Here is a 15,304-nt window from a genome sequence, read left to right as displayed (position 1 = left end):
GGGTCCGTAGTGTTCCCGGCATGTCTGTACACACCCGTTTGGTCGCCGGCAACAAGGAAGACACGGAGGCGTGGGTCCGCGCCGTACACGTCGGATTCCTGAGACTCCAGGAGCTGACCGAGGAGGACCTCGCGACGCGGCAAGCGCGGCAGGACTTCTCCCGGGCGGCCGGGGTCTTCGACGGCGACCGCTGCGTGGCGACGTACAAGAGCTTCGCGCAGGAGATGACCGTTCCCGGCGGCGGCGTCGTCTCCTCGAACGCGGTCACCGGCGTCACGGTGACCGCCACGCACCGCCGCAAGGGCCTGCTGCGGGGGCTGATCACGGAGGACCTGCGGGCCGCCAAGGAACGCGGCGACGTGGTGTCGGCGCTGGACGCCGCCGAGTACCGGATCTATGGCCGATTCGGGTACGGCCCGACGACCTCGGCCGTCACCTGGCGGGTGGACGTGACGCGGGCGGGGCTCGACGCGCGGCGGACGGGCCGGGAGGGCGAGGGCGGCATCAGCTTCCTCGACGCGGCACAGGTGCGCGAGATCGGACCGGAACTGCACGAAAGGTTCCGCCGTACGCAGCCGGGCGCGATCGATCGCGACCCGCTCTTCTGGGACCTCCACACCGGAGCCGTCCGGGTCGGCTCCCGGCCGTGGGAGCTTCCCTACTGGGCGCTCCACCGCGACGCGGACGGTGTGCCGCAGGGGCTCGTCAGCTACCACGTGACGCACGGGCGTCGCGGCAACCTCGACACCGCCGAGCTGAAGGTCGGCAGCCTCATCGCGGCCACCCCGGCCGCCGAACGCGCGCTGTGGCTCTTCCTGCTCTCCCACGACCGCGTGACCACCCTGACGGCCGAGCTGTCCGCCCCCGACGCGATGCTGCCCCTGCTCCTGCCCGACCGGCGCGCCGCGTCGGTCACCGAGGACTCCGACTTCATCTGGCTGCGCCCGCTCGACCTGCCGCGCATGCTGGAGGCCCGTACCTACGGCGTGGAGGACGAGATCGTGCTCGACGTCCGCGACCCGCTGGGCCTCGCGCAGGGCCGCTACCTGCTGGCGGCGTCCCCCGAGGGCGCGTCCGCCACCCCGACCGGACGTGACGCGGACCTGACGCTGGACACGACGGCGCTCGCCCAGCTGTACCTGGGCGACGAGTCCGCCGTGCGGCTGGTGGCGGCCGGGCAGGTGACGGCCGGACGCGCCGAGGCGCCGGTCCGGGCGGATCTGCTGTTCCGCACCGGCCGGCGCCCGTGGTGCCCCGACGGGTTCTGAGGACCCGTCCGCTCCCTGCTCCGACCCACGCGGGCCCGACGCCCACGTGCCCTGCTCACGCCTCTCACGGCCACGTCCGCGGCGGGCCGGATCACCGGCCCGCCGCTCCACGCCCCGCGTCAGACGCCCGTGACCACCAGGGTCACGAGCACCGACGCGCCCACACAGGTGCAGGTGAAGTTCCGCCTGCCGAGACCGGTCCGCAGTATCAACAGACCGATCAGTCCCGGAAATCCGAGATGGCCTTCGACCGCCCGCTCCAGCGCGATGCCGAGGGCGGCCACAGCGATCGTCGATACGAGCATTGCATCCCTCCTTACATCACGACAACTTGATTCAAGTTCTTCGAAGTTGGTTAGGTTGTCCACCAACTATATGCTTGTTTTCCCCAGTTGGCGGTCAGTTGGAAACGTCCTGGTATCAACCTTCCGCATCTGTCCGAAAGTTGTAGGGTGTTGAGCCGTGAGTCAGGAGATCGCACCGGACAGCGATGCCATACGGACCACCGATGAGGCGGCCTCTCCCGACCACGTGGCGGGGGTGCTGCGCGAGCGGATACGGGTGGGGAAGCTGCCGGAGAACGCCCGGCTGCCCACCCAGCGGGCCCTGGTGGAGGAGTTCGGCACCAACCGGACCATCGTCCGCCAGGCGCTGGCGATCCTGGAACGCGAGGGCTACCTCAGCGCACGTGGCCGCGGCGCGCCCGCCGTCGTCACCGTCCCCGGGCAGGCCGTGCCCCGCCCGGCCGGGGTCGAGGTGGTGGACCGCATCGCCGTGGCGTTCCACGCCGAGGACGTGTCCATCGACGCCTTCTGCCTGACCACCGAGACCCTGAACGCCGCCCTCGCCGGGCCCATCATGGCCATCTCCACCGGGCGGCTCACCCCCCGGTCCATCTCCATCCGGGCCCTGCTGCCCAACCCGGACGCCCCGCTGGCCTACCCCCGGCTCGTGTCGGACCCGAACGACCCCCGCCCGCTGGCCAGGTTGCGCCAGATCACCCGGACGTTCTCCACCTCGCTGCGCCACCAGCTGACGTCCCTCGCGGAGATGCAGCTCGTGCCGAAGGTCAGCGTGGAGATCCGCAGCGTGCCGATCACCCCTGTGCAGAAGCTCTATCTGCTGAACGGCGCCGAGGTGCTCAGCGCCTACTACCAGGTGGTGCCGCGCGTGGTCGAGTACGAGCACGAACAGCTGGAGATCTACGACGTCCTCGGGCTCAGCTCCAAGATCTTCCGCTCCTCGTCCGACACCGCGTTTGTTGAAGAGTCACAGCTCTGGTTCGAGTCCCTCTGGTCAACGCTGGCGCAACCGCTCACACTCGGTTAGATGAGGGAACTCATCAGTAACGCCCGCTGTGTTCTCTTCGACTTCGACGGGCCGGTCTGCCGTCTGTTCGCCGTCCACAGCGCCGAGATCATCGCCGGGAAGCTCCGCGAGCTGACCGCGGAGCTGTCCGCGTCCGCCCTGCTGACGGAGGAGCTGCGGACCTCCCCCGACCCCCACGAGGTGCTCCGCCAGATAGCGCGCCGCCGCCCCGGGGGCGCGCTCGTCGAGCGGCTGGAGGCGGCGCTCACGCGGGAGGAGGTGTCGGCGGCGGCCAGCGCGCACCCGACGCCGTACGCCGCCGCGCTCATCGCCGCGCTCTCCCGGCGCGGGCGGCAGGTCGCCATCGCGACGAACAACTCGGCGCTCGCCGCCGAGCACTACCTGCGCCGCCACCACCTCTCCGGCTACCTCGGAGGCCGGGTGCACGGGCGCACGGGCGACATCACCCTGCTCAAGCCGCATCCCGATTCGCTCCAACGCGCCCTCGCCTCCACGCGGACCGCCGCGCACCGCTCCCTGATGATCGGCGACAGCGTCGCCGACCTCGACGCGGCACGCGCGGCGGGCGTGCCGTTCCTCGGGTACGCGCCGACCGAGCCGGTCGCCGCGGCCTTCCGCACGGCGGGCGCCGAGCACGTGGTCACCTCCCTCGAACTGGTCCTGACGGCCCTGATCGCCCCCACCTACGGATGAGTTGCACTCTTTTGAGCCATCGGCAGGGGACGGTGCGGGGCGTACGGTTCTGCTACTCGCACGCACCGGTGCCGGGGGACGCACGACCGTCGGGGGACGCACGCCATGAGCCAGCCGCTGCCACGGCCTACCCTTCGCGGGAACCACCGCGTCTGGCAGGTCGTGAAGGCGGAGGGCGAACTGGCTTCCCTCGGGCGGCTCAAGGCCGGGCGCCCGCGCCCCGGCGTGCACCGGTTCGACCCGCGCTGCTTCGGCAGCGAGGAGGACGTGCTGATCGAACTGGCCCTGCTGGGGATGCAGCGCATCGCGCCCGTCTACCAGCTGGGCAGCCCGGACGACGACCTGCGCGTGCACGGCTACATCGAGGGCGAGGCGCTGTCCGTCTCCCGGCCCCCGGGGTCGCCGCTGAGCGGTGGCGAGCTGACGCAGCTCGCCGAGCTGTCCGGGCGGCTCGCGACCGTGCCGCCGAGCGCCATGGCGCTGGTGCACCGCTGCCCCGTGGTGCTGCGCCCGCGCAACAGCCGCGAGTTCCTGCACGGCCTGATCCGCTTCACGCGCCGCCGTGTGTACGCCGTGCACCGGCCCGCGATGGAGGGGCTGTTCACCGCGCTGCACATAGGGCCTGGCGTCCTCGCCCCCTCGGGGCCGCTGTCGCGCGAGGCGTCCCGGCTGACGGACCGGCCGTTCTGCCTGCTCCACGGCGACCTGCACCGCGACAACCTCATCGTGGCCGAGGCGGACGGGCTGCTGTGGACCATCGACTGGGAGCTGGCGCTCGTCGGCGATCCCCTCTACGACCTCGCCACCCACCTGCACCTGATGCGCTACCCGCCCGGCCAGGAGCCGGAGATGCTGACGCGCTGGGCCCGCGCGGTGGAGGCGGCCCTGCCGGGCGCCACGGACGGGCTCGCGCGTGACCTGCCGCGCTACCTGGCGTACAAGCGGGTGCAGTCCGTCTTCACCGACGTGATCCGGCAGGCGCTGCTCGTCCGGGCCGCGCCCCCCGACGAGGTGGACGCGCAACTCGCGCGCGCCGCCGAGGTGGTGCGCGCGGCGCTGCGGGCGGCGGCGCGGATGCTGGGGCTGGGCAGAGTGCCCAGCCCCAGTGCCGTACAGGGGGCGTACGCCGCCTGGCGTACCGGTCTCAGTGGCGCTCCAGCTCCACCTTCGGCAGCGACCGGGCCAGTGACGCGGGCAGCCACCAGGCCCGGCGGCCCATCAGCTGCATCGCGGCGGGGACCATCAGGCAGCGGATGATCACCGCGTCCACGAAGATGGCCACCGCCATGCCGAATCCCATCTGCTGGAGCATCCGGTCGGAGCTGAGCAGGAAGGCGCCGAAGACGACGATCATGATCGCCCCGGCGGCCGTGACGACCGAGCCGGTGTGCGCCAGGCCCTCGCGCACGGCCCTGCGGTGGTCGCCGTGGGTGCGCCACTCCTCGTGGATGCGGGAGACGAGGAAGATCTCGTAGTCCATCGACAGGCCGAAGACGACGGCGAAGATCATGACGGGCAGGAACGACTCGACCGGTCCCGGCTCGACGCCGAACAGCCCGTTCTGGAAGACGGCGGTCATGGCGCCGACGGCCGCGCCGATGCTGAGGAGGTTCAGCAGGGCGGCCTTGAGCGGTATGAGGAAGGAGCGGAAGACGACCAGCAGGATGAGCAGGGAGACGCCGACGACCAGGCCGACGAACAGCGGCATCCGCCCGGCCGTGGTGGCGGCGAAGTCCTCGTTGGCCGCCGTGGCGCCGCCGACGACGTGCTCCGCGCCGGTCCGCTCAGCGAGCCCTGGCAGGACGTCGTCGCGCAGGTCGTCGAACAGGTCGGCCGTCGCGGCGTCCTGCGGCGCTGAGTCGGGGAAGGCGACGACGGTCGCGACCGCGCCGTCGGGGGACGGGACGGGCGGGGTCGTCGCGGCGATGCCGGGGGTGTCGGCGAGCAGGGCGGAGGCGTCGGCGGCGGCGCGCTCCGCGCCGTCGTGCCCGCCCGCGGTGACGACGACGAACGGTCCGTTGAAGCCGGGGCCGAAGCCGTCCGAGAGCAGGTCGTACGCGGCGCGGCTGGTGGTGGTCTCGGGGTCGTTCCCCGCGTCGGCGAAGCCGAGGCGCATGCCGAGCGCCGGGGCCGACAGCCCGAGCAGCGCGGCCACGGCGAGCAGGAGCGCGAGGAGCGGACGGCGCTGCACGGCGCCCGCCACGGTGCGCCACCGGTCGCCCGAGGGGCGTGCGCCGCGCGCGGCGCGCTTGGTGTCCCGGGCCGCGAAGCGGCGGGCGAGGCGGGCGCCGGTGAAGCCGAGCAGCGCGGGCAGCAGCGTCAGCGCGGCGGCCATGGTGACCAGGACCGTGAGCGCGACGGACAGACCGATGCCCTGGAGCGAGCCGAGCCCGAGGGCCACCAGGCCGAGCAGGGCGACGATGACGGTGCAGCCCGCGAAGAAGACGGTGCGGCCCGCGGCGTCCAGGGCGTTGACGGCGGCGCGTTCCGGGGTCTCGCCCCCGGCCAGTTCGGTGCGGAAGCGGGCGAAGATCAACAGCGCGTAGTCGATGCCGACGCCGAGGCCGACGAGCATCATCATGTAGGGCGTGTAGTCGGCGATGGTGAAGGCGTGCGAGGCGATGACGATGACGCCCAGCGTGGAGCCCACGGCGAGGAGCGCGGTGATGATCGGGAGACCGGCCGCGACGACGCTGCCGAACAGCAGGACCAGGACGACCAGGGCGGCCAGGATGCCGAGGCCCTCGCCCGCGCCGCCGCTCTCGGCGAGCAGCCGGGCCGCGTCGCCGCCGAGTTCGACCCGGAGCCCGTCGGTCTGCGCGTCCCTCGCGGTGTCGAGGATCTCCTGGACCGCCGGGGCCGTCATCCGCTCGGACGGGACGGCCAGGACGACGGTCGCGTAGCCCGTGGTGCCGTCGCCCGAGAGGGCGGCCCCGGCGGCGTAGGGGCTGACGACCTCGGTGATGTCGGGGAGGCGGCCGACCTCGTCCAGCATCGCGGTGACGCGGCCCTCGGTGCCGCCCGCGCGCAGCCCCGCCTCGTCGTACAGGACGATGTCGAGGGTGTCGGCGCCCTGGTCGGAGCCGTGCGCGGCCAGCAGGTCGGCGGCGCGCTGGGAGTCGGTGCCGGGGAGCGAGTAGTCCGCGCGGTAGTCGTCGCCCGTGGCGCTCGCGACGCCCCAGACGGCGGCGAGGAGGGCGATCCACAGCAGCACCACGAGCTTGCGGCGCCGGAAGGAGAAGGCGGCGGTGCGGGCGAAGGGTGAGGGCTTCGAGGCGCGGCGCGCCCTGCCGGGTGAGGTCTCGGTCATGTCCACGGATCAACAGTCGCGGCAGGGCACCGTGGTGCGCGTCCCACAGCGGAGGACACCTGCCGTACGCCCGGGGTGGTAGGGCGGAGGGCCCGCGTACCACCGAAGTTGATCCCGACGGGCGCCCGGGACGTGGTGCCGGGCCGTGGGTCAGGCGAGCCAGCCGGGCGTGATCATGCCCGACTCGTATGCCAGGACGACCAGTTGGGCGCGGTCGCGGACGGCGAGCTTCGTCATGACGCGGCTGACGTGCGTCTTGGCCGTGGCCGGGCTGACGACGAGGCGTTCGGCGATCTCGTCGTTGCTGAGCCCCGCGCCGACCAGCGCCATGACCTCGCGCTCGCGGTCGGTCAGCCCGTTCAGCCGCGGTCCCGGGTCGGGCTGCCTGGCGCGGCCCGCGAACTCGGCGATGAGGCGGCGCGTCACCGTGGGCGCGATGAGGGCGTCGCCGCGGGCGCAGACCCGTACGCCGTGCAGCAGTTCCATCGGCTCGGTGTCCTTCACGAGGAAGCCGGAGGCGCCCGCGCGCAGGGCGCCGTAGACGTGGTCGTCCACGTCGAAGGTGGTGAGGATCAGGACGCGGACGTCCGCGAGCCGTGCGTCGGCGACGATCTCGCGGGTGGCGGCCAGGCCGTCGAGCCCCGGCATGCGGATGTCCATGAGGACGACGTCGGGATGGAGTTCGTGGGCCAGCCGGACGGCCTCGGCGCCGTCGGACGCCTCGCCGACGACGGTGATGTCGTCCTCGTCCTCCAGGATCGAGCGGAACCCGGCCCGTACGAGCCGCTGGTCGTCGGCGAGGAGGACTCTCACGCGGGGTGTGTCCTGGTGGCCGGGGCGCGTCGCGGTCATGGGCCACAGCGTAGGCGGCCGTCGCCGAGGGCCCCCGGCCGCGTCCGGGCCGGGCGACTCCCCGGCGGCGGTCAGACGCCGCCGGAGCTGGACGACGAGCCCGCGTCGGCCGAGTTGCCGGGCGTCGAGGTGTACCGGCCCTCCCGCCTCCCCTTCCGCGCGCGGCGCCCGAGGGTCGCGCCGAGCAGGGCCATGAAGCCGAGGCCCACCACGAGCCAGCCGAGGACGACGGCCAGGATCACCAGCAGAACGTCAGGCATGTCCCTACCCCCTCGCGGCTCGCCCTGTCGGCACCCTCAGCGTAACGACGGCCCCGCGCACGGGCATCGCTCCGGCGGGCGGCAACCCGAGGCGGGAGCGCAACACTCCGAACGCACGGGGCAGCCGCGCTGCCGCGCTCCACCACCCCGGCGCAGTCGTCCGCGTCCCGCGCGTGTGCCGGGGCGGCCGGGCCGGGCAGCCGTGATAGGCACGGCAGGCGGGGCGGGCGAGAGGAGCCACACATGGGGATTCCCGGGGAGATCCGCGAAGTGCACTGGCGGGCATGCGGGCTGGACTGTCCGGTGCTGGACAGCGGCACGTGCCGGAGGACCTGGGGCCTGCGGTGCAGCGCGCCCGAGTGCGGCTCGGCAGCCGCGGAGATCCTCTCGCTCTGGACGGTGCACACCCTCCAGGACGAGGAGTGCGGGACCGTCAACCTGGGGAACGGGTGGCACGCCCTGTTCCGGCGCGAACTGGCCGTCCTGCGCAACATCGGCGCCGTGCAGGACATCGATCTGTACGGCGACGTCGGCAGCCAGCGGTCCCTGTGCGCGTTCCGCTTCGGCTCGGACGCCGACCTGGACGAGGCGTGGCACCGGTTCAGGGCGGGGGCCGCCTATCCGCCGGTGGCGCCGCACCGCTGGTACTGAGGGCTGGTACCGAGGGCGCTCAGACGCCCGTGCGCCCGTCGATCGCCTCCCGCAGGAGGTCGGCGTGCCCGTTGTGGCGCGCGTACTCGTGGATCACGTGCTGCACGACCATCCGCAGCGAGACCGTCTCGCCCGTCCTCGCCACCACCCCCGTCACGTCGAGGGACGGCGCGGCCCGTTCGATCCGGCGCGCCTCGCCGATCTCGGCCCGCCAGGCCGCGTACGCCTCGGCGCGGGTCGTGGCGCCCGGGTCGTAGGCCGCCTGGAAGTCGCCGTTCGCGGACCACACCAGCGGGACGTCCTGCCCGTCGATGACGCGCCGGAACCACGCGCGCTCGACCTCCGCCATGTGGCGCACGAGGCCGAGGAGGGACAGCGACGACGACGGCACGGCGCGGCGGCGCAGCTGGGCGTCCGTCAGGTCGTCGCACTTCCAGGCCAGGGTGGCGCGGTGGTGGTCGAGGAAGCCGCGCAGGGTCGCGCGTTCGCCGCCGGTGAGGGGCGGATCGGGGCGCTCGGTGGTCATCGTGGGTCCTTCGCTCCACCCCAAGGGTGTGATATCCGGGCATATATGGATGTTCGTGAGGTACCGGCCGAGGAGCCGGTGGCGCGGGTCAAGTGGATCAGACGGGTCGGACGGGCCGGGGTGGTGGGGGGCCCGGCGCGTCCGCTGGGCGTCGTCGCCGTGCTGTTCGGCGCCGTCGCGCTGGTGCTGGTGCCCCCCTGGCTGGCGCTGGGGTGGGACGAGATCGTGTACGTGAGCCGGTGGGACGCGTTCGGGCCCGCCACGCCGTTCAGCGCGCCGCGCTCACGCGGGGTGCCGCTGCTCGTCGCGCCCGTCGCCGCCGTCACGGACTCGGTGGTGGCGCTGCGCTGCTACCTGGCGGTCACGGCGTCGCTGGCGCTGTACTGGGGTTTCCGGCCCTGGGTCGGCGAGTTCACGAGCCGCGCGGCGGTCCCGGTGGCGGCGGGGGCGTACGGCAGCCTGTGGTTCGCGCTGTTCTACGCGGGCTCCGCCATGCCGAACCACTACGTCGCGATGGCCGCCGTCGCCGCCGTGGGCTGCGCGCGCCGGAACCTGTGGCTCGGGCTCGCCGCCGCCGTCGCCGTGGCCGGGCTGATGCGCGCGACCGACGCCCTGTTCCTGGCCCTCCCGCTGCTGCTGTCGGCCTGGCGGCGGCCGAGGACGCTGAGCGCGGTCCTCGTGGGGCTCGCCGCCGGGGTCGGCCCCTGGGTGGTCGAGGCGCAGCGGCGCTTCGGCGGCGTACGCGAACGGCTGGCGGAGGCGAGCGAGATCCAGGGCGGGACCGACTGGACGTTCTCCCTCTTCAAGCACGCCACCGCGCTGGACGGCCCGCTGCTGTGCCGCCCCTGCGAGGGCGACCCCATGGCGTGGCAGTTGCTGGTGTGGTGGCTGCTGCTCCCGCCGCTCGTGGCGCTCGGGCTGTACGCGGCGCGCCGTCAGGTCGGGCTGCTGGTGGTGACGGCGGCCTCCATGTCGTTCACCTACCTGTTCCTCATCGACTACGCGGCGGCCCGATTCCTGCTGCCCGTCTACGCACTGCTCGCGCTGCCCGCCGTACTGGGCCTGGAACGCTTCACTTCCCACCTGTCCTCACCCGCCGCGGCCACGCTGCTCGTCGCCATCGTCGCGGGGCAGCTCGCGCTACAGCTGACCGTGCTACGCGGCCACGCCCGCATCCAGGAGGACGCGCGCGCCGACTGGGACCGGGTGGCCGGGGTGCTGCGGGACGAGGGCGTCGGGCCCCCGTGCGTCCTCGACGGCCCGCAGGCCATCCCCGTGGCGCACACACTGGGCTGCACGACGGCGGGTCCTGGGCAGTCGCCGCCCGACGCCACGGTGCTGCGCGGCGACGACGACCCGGGCCCGGCCGCCGGTGGGCGCACCGTGGACGTGCCTGGCACCTACAACGCGGACTGGCGCGTCGTCGTGCCCGCTACGCGCTGAACCCCGTCCGCCGCACCCTGCGGCAGCGGCAGCCACGCGGCCACCCGGAACCCGTCGCCCGTACCCGACGCCTCGAACCCACCACCCAGCGCCCTGGCCCGCTCCGCCATACCGCCGATGCCGCTGCCGCCACCCGCCACCGGGGGCCCGTCAGGCGTGCCGCGCCCGTCGTCCTCGATCCGCAGCCGCAGTTCCCCCGGCGCCCAGCTGAGGGTGACGTCCGCCCGCGTCGCCCGCGCGTGCCGCGTCACGTTGGTGAGCGACTCCTGCACGATGCGGTAGGCCGCCAGGGAGATCTGCGGCGGGACGACGGCCGCGTCCCCCTCGGTCGTGACGGTGACGGCCAGGCCCGTCGCCCCGGCGCGTCCGGCCAGTTCGGCGAGGCGTTCGAGCCCCGCCGGGGCCGGTTCGACGGGCGCCGCCTCGTCCACCTGGCGCAGGACACCCAGGGTGGCGCGCAGTTCGCGCAGGGCCTCCTTGCTCGTGTCGCGGACGGACGTGAGCGCCGCGATCAGCTCCGCCGTCTCGCCCGGCCGCTTGGCGCTGCGGTGCAGGGCCGCGGCCGTCTGGACGCTGATCAGCGAGATGTTGTGCCCCAGCACGTCGTGCAGCTCCCGGGCGAGCCGCAGCCGCTCCTCCGTGGCCGACTGGAGGGCGCGGACGTCCCGCTCCCGTTCGGCCGCGAGCGCGCGCTGCTCCGCCTCGCTCTGGTACGCCTGCCGGACGCGCATCGTGTGCCCGAAGAGGATGAGGCTCGCCATCCAGCCGCTGAGCAGGACCAGGGCGGCGTTGTCCACGTGCCGGTCGTCGGCCGCGCCGAGCACGAACTCGCCGTAGGCGATGCCGAGGACCGCCGTCACGGCGATGACGACGGCCGGGACGAGCCGCCCCGAGCGCGTCACCGTGTACAGCGCGAGGACGAAGGAGATCATCGGCGTGACGCAGTCCAGCTCGGAGAGCGGGTAGTGCAGCGCCGACACCAGCAGGGTGAACACGGCGACGCCCACGGGCCACCGGTGGCGCAGGCCCAGGGACGCCCAGGTGAGGACGGGCTGGAGGAGACCGAGCAGCGTCTCCCAGGCGGGAATGCCGAGGTCGCGGAAGGGCAGCGCGGCGGCCTCGACGGCCAGGACCGTACCCACCAGCCACACGGCCCCGTCCGCCCGGAACACCCGGTGGAGAGGGGGAAGCATGCGTGCCAGAGTACGTAGGCTGGTCGCACGGCAGCACGGTCCGCTCCCGGCTGCCTTTGGATCGAGGAGGACGTCCCCATGACCGGCCCGGCACCCGAGAGCAACGAACCCGCGCACGACCCCGAGGTGCTCCAGCTCGCGACGAAGATCTTCGACCTCGCGCGCGACGGCGACACCGACACCGTCGCCGCCTACGTGGACGCCGGTGTCCCGCCGAACCTCAGCAACGACAAGGGCGACACCCTCCTGATGCTCGCCGCCTACCACGGGCACGCCGAGACCGTCCGCGCCCTGCTGGCGCGCGGCGCGGACGCGAGCCGCAGCAACGACAAGGGCCAGACCCCGCTGGCCGGTGCCGTGTTCAAGGGCGCGGCCGACGTGGTGCGCGTGCTGCTCGACGCGGGCGCGGACCCGGCGGCGGGCCAGCCGTCGGCCGTGGACACGGCCCGGATGTTCGGCCGTACGGAGCTGCTGGAGATGTTCGGCCAGGGCTGAGCCCGCAGCGGCGCGGCGCTCAGGCGAGCAGCGCGCGGAGGAACGTCCCCCTCGTCCGCGCGCACCAGTCCTCGACGCGGTCCCAACGCGCCCAGCCGCCGTACGCCGCGAACGCCGCCTCGTACACCGGGTCGCCCGCCTCCACACGCCGCGCCACGAACGCGCGGCCCGCGGCGACCGTCTCCCCGATGACCGCGGGCAGCGCCTCGCGTCCGGCGCGCGCCAGGCCGTACCCGTCGGCCAGTACGCGCAGGCGCCGCACGGGATCCTGCCCGGCGCGGCCTGCCGACGCGGCGGATTCCGGGTCCAGCACGGGCGCCCAGTAGCGGGCGGCCATGGCCACGTCCCACAGGGGGCGGCCGGGGGCGGCGAGGTCGAAGTCGATGAGGGCGACCGGGCGGCCGTCGCGGAAGACCACGTTCTCGGGGCACACGTCGTTGTGGCACAGCAGCGTGCCACCGCGCGGGTCGGCGAGATCGGTGGGCCACGCGGTGGACGTGTCGGGGGCGGGCAGTGTGGCGGACGCGTCGTGCAGGCGCCGCAGCAGGGCGCCGACGGCGGCGAGCACGTCCTCCGTCATCGACCAGGCGGGGAAAGGCGGCAGGGGCACGTCGCCGTGCAGGAACGTCAGACGCTCGCGGCCGGTGGCCGTGTCGAGCGCGACCGGCGCGGGGACGCCGGGGAAACCGGCCGCTGCCAGGGCGCGCAGGTGACGGTGGAGGGCGGGGGCGTGCGCCTGCGCGGGCCGCTCGACCACGTCGCCGTGGCGCACGACCGCGCCCGCGTTCGCCATGCCGCCCGCCAGCGGCTCGCCGCCCCGCGCGTCCCCCATGAGCCCTCCCGCGCCGTGTGTCACACCGTCAGCACGATCTTCCCAGTGGTGCGGCGCGACGCGACGCGCCGGTGGGCCTCCGCGGCCTCGGCCAGCGGCAGGACGGCGCCGACCTCCGTCCGCAGCCGCCCGTCCGCCACGAGGGCCGCCAGCGCGTCGAGTCCGGCGCGGTCGGGCTCGACGAGGAAGCCCGTCGCACGCAGGCCGCGCCCGGCCGCCTCCTCGGCCACCGCCGGGTCGAGGCTGCCGGGCACGGCGATCAGCAGGCCGCCGGGGCGCAGGGCGTCGAGGGACCGGCGCTGGTGCTCGGCGCCGCCGACGAGGTCGAGGACGACGTCGGCGTCGCGCACGGCCTGCTCGAACGCCACGCGCGTGTAGTCCACGACGGCGTCGGCGCCGAGGCCGCGCAGGAAGGCGTGCTTGTCCGCGCGGGCGGTCCCGGTGACGCGGGCGCCGCGCGCCTTGGCGATCTGCACGGCGAGATGGCCGACGCCCCCGGCCGCGGCGTGCACCAGGACGTGCTGCCCGGGGCCGACGCGCGCGGTGTCCACGAGGGTCTGCCACGCCGTCAGCCCGGCGAGCGGCAGGGCGGCGGCCTGCGCGTGGCCCGTGCCGGGGGGCGTGCGGGCGAAGTGCCGTGAGGGCGCGGTGACGTAGGCGGCGTACGCCCCGGCCCGGCGCGGGAACCAGGGCATGCCGAAGACGTCGTCCCCCACGGCCAGGGTGGTGACGCCCCGTCCGGTCGCCTCGACGGTGCCAGCCACGTCCCAGCCGACGGTGAACGGCGGCGGGCCGATGACGTCGGCCATGCCGCCGCCCTCGCGGGTGCTCAGGTCCACCGGGTTCACCCCGGCGGCGCGGACGCGGACCAGCACCTCGGTCGGCAGCGGCTCGGGGCGCGGGACGTCGGTGAGTGTCAGGACGTCGGGGTCGCCGAGACGGTCCTGGGTGATCGCCCGCATGGTGCCGCGCGGGCTCGCGTCGTCGTGTCCGTCGTGGTGTCCGTCGTTGCTTCCGTCGCTCATGGGGTCATGCTGGCGCGCGGAGCGGTCGGGACGCGGGCGCCGCGTCGGTGCCGTCCTACCAGCGGTCCCAGTGCAGCACCTCCTCGCGGGGCACGCGGCGTGCCGGGCGGAAGTCGGTGCCGAGGGTGAAGGCGAGCGGGAGGAACGCGGCCAGCATCACGCGCTCGTACGGCACGCCGAGCGTGGCGGCCAGCTCGCGTTCCAGCGGGGCCTGTGCGGTGGTCCACACCGTGCCGAGGCCGCGGGCGCGGGCGGCCAGCATGAAGCTCCAGGTGGCGGGGAGTATCGAGCCCCAGGTGCCCGCCTGGTCGGTGACGGAGGCGCGGTCGGTGCGTCCCTCGACGGCGGGGATGACGAACGCGGGGACGCGGTGAGCGTTGTCGTACAGGTGGCGCAGGCCGCCCGCGATGCGCTCCATGCTGCCGGGCGCGTCGTACATGCGGCGCACGTCGTCGTCGGTGAGCCGCTGCGGGACGTTGGCGTCCAGCGAGCGGCGGAACAGGTCGGCGACGGCGGCGCGGCGGCCGGGGTCCGTGACGACGAGGAAGTGCCAGCGCTGCCGGTTGCGGCCGGTCGGCGCCTGGGTGGCGAGGTCCACGCACTCCTCGATCAGGGCGCGCGGGACGGGGCGGGTGAGGTCGAGCCGCTTGCGGACGGCGCGGGTGGTGGAGAGCAGCTGGTCGGGTGTCAGGGGGAGCGTCATGCGGGTCCTCCGGCACGGGGCGGCGGCGGCCGGTGCGCGGGCCGGGACGCGGACGGTCCGGCGGGAGGCGCGCCCACAGCCGTCCGCACCCCGATGATCTGTGCACCGATGATTGACGAACATACGATTGCCGTCGTCGGCTGTCAAACAATCTGCCCCCAGACGGTTCTGGTACGGTCGTCGCCCTGGGGACCGCGCGCAGCGGATGAGCAGCAGGGAAGGAACGGGAGGCGCCGTGCCGGACAAGGACGTGACACCGGGACCGCCGCCCGCCGGGTACTTCGCCCGGCTCGCGGCCGAACGCCCCGACATCGCGCTGTGCCGCGCCTCGGCCTCCGTCGCCCGCGCCGCCGACGCGCACGCCCACGGCCTCGGCACGGGCGTGGGCCAGCACCTGGTCCTGCGGATGCTGGACGCCGTGGGGCCCTGCTCGCAGCGCGTGCTGGGCGAGGAACTGCGCATCGACCGCACGGTGATGGTCGGGATCTGCGACAGCCTGGAGGAGGCGGGACAGGTCAGGCGCGAACGCGACCCCGCCGACCGCCGGGCCTACGCCGTCACGCTCACCGACGCGGGCCGCGCGCACCTGGCCCGCGCCGAGGCCGCGACCCCCGCGTTCCTCGACCGGACGTTCGCCGCGCTCTCCGCGGCGGAACGCGACCAGCTCTCCGCGCTCCTCGGGAAGCTCCTCTTCCCGCCGGAGTGAGCGCGCGGGGCGGGGCGC

17 protein-coding genes are annotated in these 15,304 nt (G+C 74.3%); 8 read left to right on the top strand and 9 right to left on the bottom strand.

Translation table 11 applies throughout. The features are described 5' to 3' along the window. The first annotated feature begins 20 nt into the window (after positions 1-20). Positions 21-1,268, top strand: coding sequence for a GNAT family N-acetyltransferase (locus IF27_RS07100; RefSeq protein ID WP_052848534.1), 1,248 nt, complete (start codon positions 21-23; stop codon positions 1,266-1,268). A gap of 119 nt (positions 1,269-1,387) precedes the next feature. On the opposite strand, the gene IF27_RS07095 is transcribed toward IF27_RS07100, so the two are convergent. Further along, positions 1,388-1,573, bottom strand: a complete 186-nt coding sequence (locus IF27_RS07095) for a hypothetical protein (protein ID WP_052848533.1) — start codon at positions 1,571-1,573, stop codon at positions 1,388-1,390. Between the two features lie 157 nt (positions 1,574-1,730). On the opposite strand from IF27_RS07095, the gene IF27_RS07090 reads away from it, so the two are divergent. From IF27_RS07090 to IF27_RS07080, 3 genes are all read left to right on the top strand, one after another. Further along, positions 1,731-2,597: a winged helix-turn-helix domain-containing protein gene (locus IF27_RS07090; protein ID WP_223290947.1), complete on the top strand. Its 867-nt coding sequence runs from the start codon at positions 1,731-1,733 to the stop codon at positions 2,595-2,597. After that, the gene (locus IF27_RS07085; protein ID WP_052848531.1) at positions 2,598-3,290 is read left to right on the top strand and encodes an HAD family hydrolase; all 693 of its coding nucleotides are present in this window, start codon (positions 2,598-2,600) and stop codon (positions 3,288-3,290) included. A gap of 105 nt (positions 3,291-3,395) precedes the next feature. After that, complete coding sequence (locus tag IF27_RS07080; protein ID WP_110945641.1) at positions 3,396-4,547, top strand: aminoglycoside phosphotransferase family protein; 1,152 nt, start codon at positions 3,396-3,398, stop codon at positions 4,545-4,547. On the opposite strand, the gene IF27_RS07075 is transcribed toward IF27_RS07080, so the two are convergent. From IF27_RS07075 to IF27_RS07065, 3 genes are all read right to left on the bottom strand, one after another. Continuing rightward, on the bottom strand, positions 4,435-6,600 hold the full coding sequence (locus IF27_RS07075) for an MMPL family transporter (protein ID WP_110945640.1): 2,166 nt from the start codon (positions 6,598-6,600) through the stop codon (positions 4,435-4,437). The two genes, IF27_RS07080 and IF27_RS07075, sit on opposite strands and share 113 nt — an antisense overlap. A 150-nt stretch (positions 6,601-6,750) precedes the next feature. Further along, positions 6,751-7,452 (bottom strand): response regulator, encoded by a 702-nt coding sequence (locus IF27_RS07070; RefSeq protein WP_052848529.1) that lies wholly within the window; start codon positions 7,450-7,452, stop codon positions 6,751-6,753. Positions 7,453-7,523: 71 nt separating this feature from the next. Next, entirely contained in the window at positions 7,524-7,712 is a 189-nt protein-coding gene (locus IF27_RS07065) for a hypothetical protein (protein WP_052848528.1), read from the bottom strand. A 243-nt stretch (positions 7,713-7,955) separates the two neighbouring features. Here IF27_RS07065 and IF27_RS07060 point away from each other — a divergent pair, with 243 nt between their 5' ends. Then, positions 7,956-8,363 carry a hypothetical protein gene (locus IF27_RS07060; protein ID WP_190232844.1) on the top strand — a complete coding sequence of 136 codons (408 nt, stop codon included), beginning with the start codon at positions 7,956-7,958 and terminating at the stop codon, positions 8,361-8,363. A 19-nt stretch (positions 8,364-8,382) separates the two neighbouring features. Here the strand turns inward: IF27_RS07060 and IF27_RS07055 are convergent, their stop codons facing one another. Beyond that, a complete protein-coding gene (locus IF27_RS07055; RefSeq protein WP_052848526.1) occupies positions 8,383-8,889 on the bottom strand; it encodes a DinB family protein in 507 nt (168 codons plus the stop codon). Positions 8,890-8,934: 45 nt separating this feature from the next. Between IF27_RS07055 and IF27_RS07050 the strand changes: the two genes are divergently transcribed. Further along, positions 8,935-10,332, top strand: coding sequence for a hypothetical protein (locus IF27_RS07050; RefSeq protein WP_190232843.1), 1,398 nt, complete (start codon positions 8,935-8,937; stop codon positions 10,330-10,332). On the opposite strand, the gene IF27_RS07045 is transcribed toward IF27_RS07050, so the two are convergent. Next, on the bottom strand, positions 10,290-11,525 hold the full coding sequence (locus tag IF27_RS07045; RefSeq protein ID WP_110945639.1) for a sensor histidine kinase: 1,236 nt from the start codon (positions 11,523-11,525) through the stop codon (positions 10,290-10,292). The two genes, IF27_RS07050 and IF27_RS07045, sit on opposite strands and share 43 nt — an antisense overlap. A 78-nt stretch (positions 11,526-11,603) precedes the next feature. On the opposite strand from IF27_RS07045, the gene IF27_RS07040 reads away from it, so the two are divergent. Further along, the gene (locus IF27_RS07040) at positions 11,604-12,020 is read left to right on the top strand and encodes an ankyrin repeat domain-containing protein (protein WP_052848523.1); all 417 of its coding nucleotides are present in this window, start codon (positions 11,604-11,606) and stop codon (positions 12,018-12,020) included. A 19-nt stretch (positions 12,021-12,039) separates the two neighbouring features. Here the strand turns inward: IF27_RS07040 and IF27_RS07035 are convergent, their stop codons facing one another. From IF27_RS07035 to IF27_RS07025, 3 genes are all read right to left on the bottom strand, one after another. Next, complete coding sequence (locus IF27_RS07035; RefSeq protein ID WP_052848522.1) at positions 12,040-12,852, bottom strand: phosphotransferase; 813 nt, start codon at positions 12,850-12,852, stop codon at positions 12,040-12,042. Positions 12,853-12,872: 20 nt separating this feature from the next. Beyond that, positions 12,873-13,814: an NADP-dependent oxidoreductase gene (locus IF27_RS07030; RefSeq protein WP_052848837.1), complete on the bottom strand. Its 942-nt coding sequence runs from the start codon at positions 13,812-13,814 to the stop codon at positions 12,873-12,875. Positions 13,815-13,932: 118 nt separating this feature from the next. Then, positions 13,933-14,580, bottom strand: coding sequence for a nitroreductase family protein (locus IF27_RS07025; RefSeq protein ID WP_052848521.1), 648 nt, complete (start codon positions 14,578-14,580; stop codon positions 13,933-13,935). Positions 14,581-14,815: 235 nt separating this feature from the next. Between IF27_RS07025 and IF27_RS07020 the strand changes: the two genes are divergently transcribed. Next, positions 14,816-15,286 (top strand): MarR family winged helix-turn-helix transcriptional regulator, encoded by a 471-nt coding sequence (locus IF27_RS07020; RefSeq protein WP_223290946.1) that lies wholly within the window; start codon positions 14,816-14,818, stop codon positions 15,284-15,286. Positions 15,287-15,304 lie beyond the last annotated feature (18 nt).

It is taken from the genome of Streptomyces avicenniae (assembly GCF_000719135.1).
Lineage (GTDB): Bacteria > Actinomycetota > Actinomycetes > Streptomycetales > Streptomycetaceae > Streptomyces > Streptomyces avicenniae.
Note: the sequence above shows the minus strand (reverse complement) of the source record. Positions and strands in the feature narration are given on the sequence as shown.